General features: G+C 67.9%; 10 protein-coding genes. 5 read left to right on the top strand and 5 right to left on the bottom strand.

Features of this window, described 5'->3' with window-relative positions:
* Nucleotides 1-10: 10 nt before the first annotated feature.
* From ACGLHR_RS27390 to ACGLHR_RS27405, 4 genes are all read right to left on the bottom strand, one after another.
* Nucleotides 11-808, bottom strand: a complete 798-nt coding sequence (locus ACGLHR_RS27390) for a MipA/OmpV family protein (RefSeq protein ID WP_400097364.1) — start codon at nucleotides 806-808, stop codon at nucleotides 11-13.
* A gap of 526 nt (nucleotides 809-1,334) precedes the next feature.
* Nucleotides 1,335-1,613: a hypothetical protein gene (locus ACGLHR_RS27395; protein WP_400097365.1), complete on the bottom strand. Its 279-nt coding sequence runs from the start codon at nucleotides 1,611-1,613 to the stop codon at nucleotides 1,335-1,337.
* 91 nt (nucleotides 1,614-1,704) lie between these two features.
* The gene (gene fur / locus ACGLHR_RS27400; RefSeq protein ID WP_400097366.1) at nucleotides 1,705-2,151 is read right to left on the bottom strand and encodes a ferric iron uptake transcriptional regulator; all 447 of its coding nucleotides are present in this window, start codon (nucleotides 2,149-2,151) and stop codon (nucleotides 1,705-1,707) included.
* 645 nt (nucleotides 2,152-2,796) lie between these two features.
* The gene (locus ACGLHR_RS27405; protein WP_400097367.1) at nucleotides 2,797-4,353 is read right to left on the bottom strand and encodes a methyl-accepting chemotaxis protein; all 1,557 of its coding nucleotides are present in this window, start codon (nucleotides 4,351-4,353) and stop codon (nucleotides 2,797-2,799) included.
* A gap of 416 nt (nucleotides 4,354-4,769) precedes the next feature.
* Between ACGLHR_RS27405 and ACGLHR_RS27410 the strand changes: the two genes are divergently transcribed.
* The 5 genes from ACGLHR_RS27410 (at nucleotide 4,770) to ACGLHR_RS27430 (ending at nucleotide 9,716) form a co-directional block, all read left to right on the top strand.
* Nucleotides 4,770-5,405, top strand: a complete 636-nt coding sequence (locus tag ACGLHR_RS27410) for a PepSY-associated TM helix domain-containing protein (protein ID WP_400097369.1) — start codon at nucleotides 4,770-4,772, stop codon at nucleotides 5,403-5,405.
* 43 nt (nucleotides 5,406-5,448) lie between these two features.
* Nucleotides 5,449-5,973 (top strand): DUF2271 domain-containing protein, encoded by a 525-nt coding sequence (locus ACGLHR_RS27415; protein WP_400097371.1) that lies wholly within the window; start codon nucleotides 5,449-5,451, stop codon nucleotides 5,971-5,973.
* Nucleotides 5,974-6,073: 100 nt separating this feature from the next.
* On the top strand, nucleotides 6,074-6,898 hold the full coding sequence (locus ACGLHR_RS27420) for a DUF4198 domain-containing protein (protein ID WP_400097416.1): 825 nt from the start codon (nucleotides 6,074-6,076) through the stop codon (nucleotides 6,896-6,898).
* A 116-nt stretch (nucleotides 6,899-7,014) separates the two neighbouring features.
* Nucleotides 7,015-8,022 (top strand): FAD:protein FMN transferase, encoded by a 1,008-nt coding sequence (locus ACGLHR_RS27425; protein WP_400097373.1) that lies wholly within the window; start codon nucleotides 7,015-7,017, stop codon nucleotides 8,020-8,022.
* Between the two features lie 110 nt (nucleotides 8,023-8,132).
* Nucleotides 8,133-9,716 (top strand): sulfite reductase subunit alpha, encoded by a 1,584-nt coding sequence (locus ACGLHR_RS27430; RefSeq protein WP_400097418.1) that lies wholly within the window; start codon nucleotides 8,133-8,135, stop codon nucleotides 9,714-9,716.
* Between the two features lie 9 nt (nucleotides 9,717-9,725).
* Here ACGLHR_RS27430 and ACGLHR_RS27435 read toward each other — a convergent pair whose 3' ends face one another.
* Entirely contained in the window at nucleotides 9,726-11,846 is a 2,121-nt protein-coding gene (locus tag ACGLHR_RS27435; protein WP_400097375.1) for an acetate--CoA ligase family protein, read from the bottom strand.
* Nucleotides 11,847-11,861 lie beyond the last annotated feature (15 nt).

Raw genomic sequence — 11,861 nt, forward strand, 5'->3', positions numbered from 1 at the left:
CTTCCCGTGCTTAGCGGAAGCGGTAGGTCACCGCGCCCATGGTAGTCCACTGCTGGCGCCGCTCGGTGATCGGGCTGCTGGCCGCATCGCCCTGCAGCCGGGCAAAGGTCACTGAGGCCAGCGCGGACCAGTTGCGCGAGATCTCGTAGCTGACGATGCCATTCGCATGCCACTCGCGCAGGCCAGCCCCCACGGCATGCGTTTGCAGGCCGGAACGCGCGCTCTGCTCCGCCGTGACGCCGAAAAACGTCTGCATGTACTTGCCGTTGGTCCAGGTCAGCCCTGGCCCCAAAGTGAATAGCCACTTACCCGCTGGCAGGCTGAACAGCACATCCCCATTGGCAATCAGGCCCTGGCCCTGGCCCGCGATATCCTGCGCCACATCCGCCGAGAACGTCACGAACGATACCTGTGCCTGTGCGAACGCGCGCGCCCGCATGGTCATGTTGACATCGCCCAGGCCCTTCAGCCGGCTGTCATCCTTGCTCTTGCGCCAGGTCGGGTCGAACTGGAAGTCTGCGCCAATCTGCCAGATATCGTTGTTGACCGCATAGACCCCGAGCAGGTCGAAGCCGCGCGAGAAGAAGCGGCCGCCGTAGTCGATGTCCTGGTAGATGATCGGATAGACGAGCGACTTGCGGGAGCCGGGGAAATCCGGCGCAACGTAAATGCCCGGGCCGGCGGAGATCTTCCAGTTACTGGCGGGGGCGCTGGTGGCCGGGACGTCAGGCGCTGCCCAGGTGGCTGTGGTACCCAGGGCGAGGGCTAGAGCCAGGAATGCGGGGCGGGGCGCGAAGTGGATGGGCATTTGGACGCGGGGCGGGTTGGGGTGGGGCCGCGCTGCGCGCGGGGGCTAGCGGGGGATTTTAACTGGAGGGGGGATTTGGTGGGGGGATGGGTGGGCGACTGCAGCTTAACGTCAAGGACAACTGCAACTGCAACTGCAACTGCAGTTTCACCTCCCCTGCGGGGAGGCGACCTACTTTCTTGTCTCGCCAAGAAAGTAGGCAAAGAAGGCGACCCGGATGGGGCGAAAGACTCCTCGTCGTCAGGCAAAAAGAGCGGCCGGGGGCCAAACTCACATCGCCTTAAGGCGATGCTCAGACATGGCCCCCTCTTTTCCGCTCTTTTCGCCCGACGACGAGGCGCCCCATAACGGGAGATGAAAACCTTGACGGCTCGCTGCGCATCACGGGCGGGTGATTTCCGCCTGGGGGCGGTAATCACGGCTACACCGGCCCGTTGATTTGGGGATATCGCGAGTCGTGGGGGGGCACTCTCACCTATGTGCTTGAACTCGAGTGTTACCTATGTGAGTGAACTGTGCCGGTGGCTCAAGCCAGGCTTAAGCCGGGTTCGCTCATGTTCATTCGCTCGACATTGAAGCGCTCCCTGACCATAACCACCACCCTGCGTACCAGTGCCAGGCTCCTGATCGCTTCTTCGTCGCTCCGGCCAGGGAAATCCACTTCCGCGCTCCAGTTGCAGCCGGTGTGATCCGGCCGATGCACGCATACCGCGTGCAACTGGCAGCCGTGGCATCCGGGCTGCTCGCTCAGGCAATCGTTGAGCAGGCGCTTGAGTTCGGTCAGGGGTTTGGTCTGGCGATCCACGATGGACTCCGGGTGCGCGCCGGCGCCCGCGTTGGACGGGACGGGCGAGGCCGTGGTTCCGACATCGGGAGGCGGTGGAACTAGGGCCGTATCAGTTGATGGATTTGTCGGCCCGGCATTCAGGGCAAAGGCCGTATAGCACCAGCATGTGCTCGCGCAGCACGAAGGCATTGGCGGTGGCCACTGCGCGCTGGCGGATTTCGATGGCTTCGTCGCGAAACTCTTCCACGCGGCCGCAGGCGACGCAGATCAGGTGGTCGTGGTGGCCGCCTTCGTTGAGCTCGAACACCGCGTGATCGGCTTCGAAGCTGTGGCGCAGCAGGATGTTGGCCTGCACCAGCTGGTTGAGCACGCGGTAGATCGTCGACAAGCCGGCGTCGACTTCCTGCGCCAGCAGGATGCGGTAGACGTCTTCGGCGCTAAGGTGGCGCCGCGGGCTGGCACGGAAGACTTCCAGCACGCGAACGCGCGGTGACGTTGCCTTGAGTCCGGCGCGCTTGAGATCAATGGGTTCGGTACTGTCGAGAGGCATCAGCATGCTGCGGCTTCGCGCCCGCACGGGGCGCATCAATCGGAAATGAAGGTGCTCGGGCCGGCTGCGCCGTCACGCGCATTGGGCGGATGTTCGCATTGCCAACCGTAGGAGTGCAGCGGGCGGCTTCCTGGAAGGAAGGCCGCCCGCTGCGGCAAGCCGTGGTGCACGGCTCGCGGAATAAAAAAATGGCTTGGCTTGTCGGCCGAAGAGCCGATCGGGAAAGCGGGGTCTGGTTGCTTTCCCGATCCTCCGGTGACTGGCTACTGCCAAACGCTCCGCGGTACGGAGCGGTCCCCACAAAAGACGGTGATGGATGCCGCGTTGCGACACCGCAAAATTCTGGTTGCCGCGGACTTGCCGCTGGCCTAGCTGTGTTCTGGTGCCTGGCGCCGGGGCTTGTCTTGCTTGCCCGCGTCAGTCAGTGAAGCCATAGTAAATGGGAATTAATCTCATTACAAGAGAAATTTTCAACTTATTTCGGGAGGGCTTTGCAGGTGGCGCGGCCGAGGTAGAACCGCTGGGGAAGAAAACCGTGCGCCGGGCAGCGGGAAAGTCCCCGGCGCACGAGAAGCGCGCAGTGAAGCGCGCGAAGAACGGCGCCCGGCATGCCGAGCCCTGGGCGCCGCTGGTTACTGCCCTGTGCGGATTTCAGGCGCCCGCCAGCCGGAACGTGCCGACGGCCCGGTGCAGCGCATCCGCCTGGTCTTCGAGCGAGGCGGCCGCGGCGGCTGCCTGCTCCACCAGCGCGGCGTTCTGCTGCGCCATCTGGTCCATCTGTGTCACGGCCTGGTTGACCTGCTCGATGCCGCCGGTCTGCTCTTCGGTGGCGGCGCGCATCTCGCCCATCAGGTCGGTCACGCGCTTGACGGCTTCCACGATCTCATCCATGGCCTGGCCCGCGGTCTCCACCAGCGCTGAGCCGTCGTCCACGCGTTGCGCGGAGTTGCCGATCAAGGCCTTGATCTCCTTGGCGGCGGTGGCGCTGCGCTGCGCCAGGCTGCGTACCTCGCCGGCCACCACCGCGAAGCCGCGGCCCTGGTCGCCCGCTCGGGCGGCTTCCACCGCGGCGTTGAGCGCGAGGATATTGGTCTGGAAGGCGATGCCTTCGATCACGCCGATGATGTCGACCACCTTGCCGGAGGCGGCCTTGATCTCGCCCATGGTGTTGACCACTTTGCCCACGATGACACCGCCGCGCACCGCGATCTCCGATGCGCCCTCGGCCAGGCGGCTGGCCTGGCGTGCGTTGTCGGCGCTCTGGCGCACGGTGCCGGTGAGCTGTTCCATGCTGGCCGCGGTTTGTTCCAGCGATGCCGCTTGCTCCTCGCTGCGGCGCGACAGGTCGGCGTTGCCGGTGGCGATCTCCCGGGCTGCTCCGGCGATCGAATCGGCCGAGCCGCGGATGCTGCCGATGGCGCCGGTCAGGCGGGTTTGCATCTGCTGCATGGCGAACAGCACACTGTGGTTGTCGCCGGGAGCGGTGTGCACTTCGCTGGCCAGGTCGCCTTCGGCGATACGCGCGGCAATGCGCGAAGTCAGCGCCGGCTCTCCGCCCAGCTGTTTATGCAGGCCGTTGGCGATGCGCAGCACCACCACGGTCATCACCGTGCCGATGCCCAGCAGCAAGGCCAGCGACTTGAGCAGCGCCTGGCGGAATGCCGCGTCGATGTCGTCCAGGTAGACCCCGGCGATGAAATTCCAGTCCCACGGCTTGAAGTTCGCCACGTAGCTCATCTTGGGCTGCGGCGCTTCCGCGCCAGGCTTGGCCCACAGGTACTGCACGTAGCCTTGTCCCGCGCCCTTGCCGATCGCGGCGATATCGCGGAACAGGTAGGTGCCCTTCGGGTCCTTGGTGTCTTCCATGTTCTTGCCGTTCATCTCCGGCTTGAACGGGTGCATCACCACTACCGCATTGGAGTGCATCAGGGTGAAGTAGCCGTCCTCGCCAAAGCGCATGGCACGCACGCGCTCCAGGGCCTGCTGCCTGGCTTCTTCCATCGGCATCTTGCCACTGCGCCCCAGCGCCTCGTACGACTGCACCACGGACAGCGCGGTCTCGGTGACGTGCGCCAGGTCGAGCTTTTTCTCGGCCAGGCGCAACTCGCGCATCTGCCAGGCGTCCCATAGCGTCAGCCCGAGCAGGCAGACCCAGCTCAACAGCAATGGCAACAGCAACTTCTTCCTCAGGCTCAGGCGGTCCAGCATTCTCTCTCCCCCGTTTTCTAGGTATGGATTCACGGCACTGCTGACGCGATAACGGCGCGCGGGGAGGCAAACTTGACGCAGCGGGACTAGGGGGTTTCCTCAGGGCCGGCAAGGGATTGCAGGGCATTCGGCGCGGCGCGTGCGCATAGCCGCACAATGCTTTGGGCCTTGTGGATCACCGGGCACTTCGACAGCAGCAGGCGGCCCGGATCTCGATGCTTTGCTTTGTGCCGCTGTAATGCAACGTAACGGGCAACGGCCTGCCTTGCCATTGCAGTTTCAAATGAGAACCATTATCCTTTCGCCTTATTTGCCTGAACCGTCACCTGGCATAGGGCGCGGCACGTTCGCGCGGACGCGGCAAGCTGACCAGCGAGGCACCGGAGAAGCAGGTTGCCGGGTGCCGGAAAATCAACATGACTGAAACATCGCTAGGGGCCGGCCAGCAGCGCCGGGCCTTCTGGCTCAAACACCTGCATCAGTGGCACTGGATCAGTTCGGCAATGTGCCTGATCGGCATGCTGCTGTTTGCCGTGACCGGCTTCACGCTCAACCACGCCGGCCAGATCGAGGCGCGCCCGCAAGTGGTCAAGCGCACGGCGACGGCGCCGGCCAGCCTCACGGCAGCCCTGCGCAAGGCCACGCACGGCGACAAGGGCCCGGTGCCGGCGGCGCTGGGCGACTGGCTGTCGCAGGAACTCGATATCAACGCCAGTGGCCGCGAGGCCGAGTGGCAGGCCGATGAGGTCTATGTCGCATTGCCGCGCCCGGGTGGCGACGCCTGGGTCAGCCTGGCGCTGGACAGCGGCGAGGTGCAGTACGAGAAGACCACGCGTGGCTGGATCTCCTACCTGAACGACCTGCACAAGGGCCGCAACACCGGCCGCGCCTGGAGCCTGTTCCTGGATGTGTTCGCCGCGGCCTGCCTGATCTTCAGCGTGACCGGGCTGTTCCTGCTCAAGCTGCACGCCGGCGGCCGCATGGCGACCTGGCCGCTGGTCGGGCTGGGCCTGGTGGTGCCGCTGTTGCTGGCGCTGCTGTTCATCCACTAACGATCGCTTGATCCTGTTTACCGTTCTCAGACGAGGTCCCGTTATGCGTCGATTGCTTACCGTCACCCTTACCGGCATGGCCGCGGTGCCGTTCGCCAGCCCGGTCGTGGCGGCCGAAATGAACGTCAAGGTTGAGATCCCCCGCCTGAACGTGGCGGAGTATCACCGGCCCTATGTCTCGATGTGGATCGAGCGCGCCGACCAGAGCCCGGCCGCCACGCTGGCCGTCTGGTATGACGTCAAGCACAAGGACGGCGAAGGCACCAAGTGGCTCAAGGACATGCGCCAGTGGTGGCGCAAGGCCGGGCGCGACATGCAGATGCCCGCCGATGGCATCTCCGGCGCCACGCGCGCGGCCGGAGAGCACACGCTCACTTTTACGGATGCCAAGGCGCCGCTGGGCAAGCTGCCCGCCGGCGAGTACCAGCTCGTGGTGGAAGCCGCCCGCGAGGTCGGTGGCCGCGAACTGCTGCGCATGCCCTTTGCCTGGCCGCCCAAGGCAGCCGCCTCGGCCAAGGCCAAGGGCGAGCATGAGCTTGGCGGCGTCTCGGTCGACCTGAAGCCCTGAGCCCTGAGCCTCGAGCCCCGAGCCCCGAGCCCCGAGCGCCAGTGGCCCGAACCGCTGAACCAGCCCTGCATTCAATAGCAAGAGGAATAGGAACATGACGATGAAGACCTTCGCCACCAAACTGTCCGTCCAGGCCGCCGCGCTGGCCCTGGCCGCGCTGATGCCCCTGGCCGCCCACGCACACCGCCAGTGGCTGCTGCCGTCGGCTACCGTGCTGTCGGGCAGCGACCCGTGGGTGACCGTCGACGCCGCCGTGTCGAACGACCTGTTCTACTTCGAGCACGTGCCGCTGCGCCTCGACAACCTCGCCGTGACAGCACCGGACGGCGCCGCGGCCAAGGTCGAGAACGCGAGCACCGGCCGCTATCGCAGCACCTTCGACGTGCACCTGACCCAGCCCGGCACCTACAAGGTCGCCATGGTCAACCACGGCCTGTTCGCCAGCTACAAGGTGGACGGCCAGGCCAAGCGCTGGCGCGGTTCGCCCGAAGCCATCGCCAAGGAGGTGCCGGCCGGCGCGCAGGACCTGCAGGTGACGCAGGCCGATAGCCGGCTGGAAGCCTTCGTGACGGCCGGCAAGCCCACCGCCAAGGTGCTGCAGACCACCGGCCGCGGCCTGGAGCTGGCGCCCGTCACGCACCCGAACGACCTGGTCGCCGGCGACGCCGCCAGCTTCCGCCTGCTGCTCGACGGCAAGCCTGCCGCCAACGTCAAGGTCGCCGTGGTGCCGGGCGGCATCCGCTATCGCGACCAGTTGCAGGAGATGGCGTTCACCACCGACGCCGACGGCAAGTTCAGCGTCAAGTGGCCGGCCCCGGGCATGTACTGGATGGAAGCCGAGGTGCGAGATGACAAGGTTGCCATCAAGGAAGCCAAGACGCGCCGCGCCAGCTATGCGGCCACGGTGGAAGTGCTGCCGCAGTAAGCGCAATGCAACGCCGCCTGCACAAGCCCAGAGCCCCCAGCGGGCTTTTTGTGTTTCCGTAGTTTCCGCAGTTCCCTTCTCTTCGTCCCTTCAGGTCGTCTTTCAGGTTCGCCCGCATGCAGCGTGTCCTCGTTCCCCTCTCGCTCGGCGCCGCGCCGCCCGTGCCTGCCGCAGCGGCACGCCTGTGCCGCCTGCATGGCGAGACCATGGGCGCCACATGGTCGGTGGCGTGGGCCGCATCGCCCATGACAGTCGACGAAGACACGCTCGGCGCCGGCATCCGCGCCGTGCTGGCCGAGGTCATCGCGCAGATGAGCAACTGGGACCACGCCTCGGACGTGAGCCGCTTCAACCGCGCCGCGCCCGGCAACTGGCTGGCGCTGCCGGCCGACTGCTTCAGCGTGCTGAAGGCCGCGCTGCAAGTAGCGCGCGACAGCGGCGGCGCCTTTGACCCCAGCGCAGGGCCGCTGGTCGACCTGTGGGGCTTCGGCCCGGCGCCACGGCGTGCCGAAGCGCCCGCAATGGCGGCGCTGGAGCAGGCGCGCGCGCAATGCGGATGGCAGCGCATCGTGATCGACGAGGCCGGCAGCCGGGTGCTGCAGCCCGGCGGCATCCGGCTGGATTTCTGCGCCATCGCCAAGGGCTTTGGCGTGGATGCGGTGTCGCGTTACCTGAGCGCGCAAGGCATCGACAGCCATCTGGTGGAGATCGGCGGCGAGCTGCGCGGCCATGGCGTCAAGCCCGATGGCATGCCGTGGTGGGTAGCGCTGGAAACCCCGCCGGGCGGCGGCGGCGCGGGGCACGAGACGCTGGTCGCGCTGCATGGCTTGTCTGTTGCCACCTCGGGCGACTACCGGCGTTACTTCGAGAGCGGCGGCCACCGCTATGCCCATACGCTGGACCCGCGTACGGGCTATCCGGCCAGCCATGCGCTGGCCTGCGTCACCGTGCTGCACCCGCAATGCATGATGGCCGATGCGCTGTCCACCGCGCTGACCGTGCTGGGCCCGGAGGCCGGCATGGTGTTCGCCTGTCGCCATGCGCTGGCCGCGCGCTTCTTGATCCGCCACAGCGGCGGCTTCGACGAACGTTTGTCGCCGGCCTTCGAGGCCATGTTGTCATGACCACGCCTGATACCGCTTCCTCCCTGCCGATGGAAACGCCGGCCGCCGGCAGCCCGCGCCGGCAGAGCCTTGAAGGCCACGCCGGCAAGCGCATCCGGGTCCTCAATGCCATGATCCCGCTTGGCGCGCTTGCCGGCCTGGCTGGCATCGCCCTCGGCTTTCTCGCGCCGAGCCGCCCCGGCATGGCCGCCGGCGTGGTGATGGCCTATGCCGGCTTCTGTGCCGCCGTGATCGGCCGCCATCGCCAGCGGCATGCGCGCGCCGGCCAGCTGGCCGAGGCCAAGGAAGGCGCCACGGTCGTGGCCTACGCCAGCCAGAGCGGGTTTGCCGAGCAGCTTGCGCTGCAGACCGCGCAGGCGCTGCAGGATGCCGGCGTGCCCACGCAGCTGCTCTCGTTCGGCGAGCTGGATGCCGGCCGGCTCGCCAATTGCCGCCAGGCGCTGTTCGTGGTCAGCACCACGGGCGAGGGCGATGCCCCCGACAGCGCCTCGGGCTTTACGCGCAGGCTGACGGCCGCCGCCGGCGCGGGTGGCCTGCGCGAACTGCGCTATGGCATCCTCGCGCTTGGCGATCGAAGCTACGCCAACTACTGCGCCTTCGGCCACACGCTGTCGGCATGGATGCAGCGCCAGCATGCGCAGGCGCTCTTCGACATGGTGGATGTGGACAACGGCGACGCCGGCGCACTGCGCCACTGGCAGAACCATCTCAGCGCGCTCAGCGGCGGTGCGGAAATCGCCGACTGGGAAAAGCCGCGCTACGCCGACTGGCGCCTGCACGAGCGCCGGCTGCTCAACCCCGGCAGCCCGGGCTCGCCGGCCTTTCACCTTGCGCTGGTGCCTGCCTCAGTCGCCGAAGGCGCGCTGTCGTGGCAGGCCGGCGACATCGCCGAAATCGGTCCGCGTCTCGCGCCCTCCGAAGTCGCGCGCGTGCTGGCGAAACTCTCGCTGGATGGCGACACCGCAGTGCGTTGCGACGGCGCATCCACCACGCTGGCGCAAGCGCTTGCCACGCGCATCGTCCTGCCCGATCCGCATCTGGCCGCGCTGGCCGGCGTCACGCCGCAGCGGCTGGTGGATACGCTGCCGCTGCTGCCGCACCGCGAGTATTCGATCGCCTCGCTGCCGGGCGACGGGCAACTGGATTTGCTGGTGCGGCAAACGCGCCATGACGATGGCCGGCTCGGCCTCGCATCCGGCTGGCTCACCGCGCACGCGGAGCCGGGCGCGGGCATCGCCCTGCGCATCCGCACCAACCGTGGCTTTCATCCGCCCACCGACGATCGCCCGCTGATCCTGATCGGCAATGGCACCGGCCTGGCCGGCTTGCGCGCGCATCTGAAGGCGCGCGCCGCGGCCGGGCACCATCGCAACTGGCTGTTGTTCGGCGAGCGCACCGCGGAGCACGACGCATTCCATCACTTTGAGCTCGCCGCATGGCAGGCCGATGGTGTGCTGCAGCGGCTGGACCTGGTCTACTCGCGCGATGGCGGCGCGCTGCATTACGTGCAGGACGCCGTGCGCGCATCGGCCGACGCATTGCGCGAATGGATCGAAGCCGGCGCGGCCATCTACGTATGCGGCAGCCTCAAGGGCATGGCCAGTGGCGTCAACGAGGCGCTGTCAGACGTGCTGGGTGAAGCGGCCCTGCTGCGCCTGGGCGAGCAGGGCCGGTATCGGCGCGACGTCTACTGAGCCTGCCCGTCAGGCCGGCGTTGCACGCGCTGCCACTTCCATCAGCGCATCCACCACCATCGCGCCGCCCGCGCTCACCATCACCGGGTTGAGATCGATCGAGCGGATCGCGCCGTTGGCCTCGGACATCAGGTTGCCCACGCGCACGGCGATCCGGCACAGCGCTGCCACATCGACAGCCGGCTCGCCGCGCACGCCCGCCAGCAGCGGCGCAATGCGCAGGCCGGCAACGGCGCGCGCCACCGCGGCCTCGCTGCACGGCGCCAGCAGCACGGCCGTGTCGCGCAGCACCTCCACATACTTGCCGCCGTCTCCCACCAGCACCACCGGCCCGAACACCGGGTCCCAGTGCGCGCCCACCATGCATTCTCGCTGGCCACGTTCCATGCGCGCCACGACCACGCCTTCGCAGACAGCGCCGAGTTTTTCCAGGACGTCGGTCTGCGTGACGAAGGCCTGCGCCACCGCGTGCTCGTCGTTGCAGTTCAGCGCCACCAGGCCGTGCTCGCTCTTGTGCGGCACTTGCGCCGAGCTGGCCTTTACTGCGACGGGCCCTTTCAACTCGCGCCATGCCGCGACCGCTTCATCCACGCTGTGGCACAGCCTGTGCGCCACCACCGGGATGCCGGCCGACGCCAGGCGCGCGAGGCTTGTCGCCTCGCTCAGCGTGTGGCCGGCAACGTGCGACGCGGCTCCCGCTGCATCTTGTGCCGCAGGCCGATGCGCGGCGACGGCCGTGTCTTCCTCGGCTACATCGCGCAACTGCTGCTGGTGCGTGGCCAGCTGGGCGAAGGCGGCAAGCGCTTCGCCTCCGCTGGCATAGGTGGGCACGTTGGCCGCGCGGAACGCAGCGGCCACCGGCGCCTGCCAGGCCGCCACGGCAATCGGTTTGCCGGCGCTGTCGGCAAAGCTGGCGGCATCGCGCGCAAAGCGCGGCAGGTCGTAGCCCATGCCCGCCACCGGGATATCGAGCAGCAGCAGGTCCGCGGCGGGATCGGCGGCCACCACCGGCAGCACGTCGCCAAACAGCCCGCTGTTGGTCAGCAGCGCGGCGGTGACATCAACCGGGTTTGCCGTGGATGCGAATCCCGGCAGGCGCTCCGCCAGCGCCGCTTGCGTGGCCTGCGACAACGGCGCCAGCGAAAGCCCGAGCGGCTCCGCCGCGTCGGCCGCCATCACGCAGCTCGCGCCGGAATTGCTCACCACCACCAACTGCCGCCCGCTTGCCTGCCAGCCGCGCAGGTAAAGCGGCGCGCAACGCGCCAGCGCGTGCGCGTCGTCCACGCGGCAGATGCCGTGCCGCGCCAGGAAGGCGCCCACCGCGCGGTCTTCATTGGCGATGGCGCCGGTGTGCGACGCCGCCGCGCGCTGGCCCGCGCTGGAGCGGCCCGCCTTGACGGCAACCATGGGCACGCCGCGGCGGCGCGCCACCGCGGCGGCTTGCGCCAGCACGGCCGGATCGGTCAGGCTTTCCAGGTACAGCAGGACCAGCCGCACATCGGGATCATGCGCCACGGCCAGCGCCAGCTCGCTCACCGTGATGTCGGCCTCGTTGCCGGTGGCGTGCATATGGCGCACGCCGATGCCTTGGCCGCGCAGCAGGCCGTAGACCATGGCGCTGACGCCGCCGCTCTGGCTCACCACCGCCACCGGGCCATCCTGTGGCGGCACTTCGATGAACATGGTGGAGAAGCTGGCAATGGTGCCGGTGCCGAAGTTGGCCAGGCCCTGGCTGTTCGGGCCGACCAGGCGCAGCCCCGCGCCGGCCGCCACCCGCACCATCTCATCCTGCTGGCGGCGGCCTTCCTCGCCGGCTTCGCCGAAACCCGAGGCGATCACGATGGCGGCCGCCACGCCAAGCCGCGCGCAATCGCGCACGGCCGAGACGGCAGCGTCGCCAGCCACCACGATGATGGCCAGCTCCGGCACCTCGGGCAGCGCATCGAGCGAGGCAAAAGCGGGCAGGCCCTGGATGGTGGCGCGCTGCGGGTTCACCGGGAAGAGCTTGCCGGCGTAGCCGTGCTCGCGCATGTAGTAGATGGGCCGCCCGCCGATCTTGTGGATATGGTCGGAGGCGCCGATCACCGCGATCGAGCGCGGCGCCAGCAAGGCTTGCAAGGTCTGGTTCATGATGAATGCGATCCG

Source organism: Cupriavidus sp. CuC1 (assembly GCF_044627735.1).
Lineage (GTDB): Bacteria > Pseudomonadota > Gammaproteobacteria > Burkholderiales > Burkholderiaceae > Cupriavidus > Cupriavidus ulmosensis.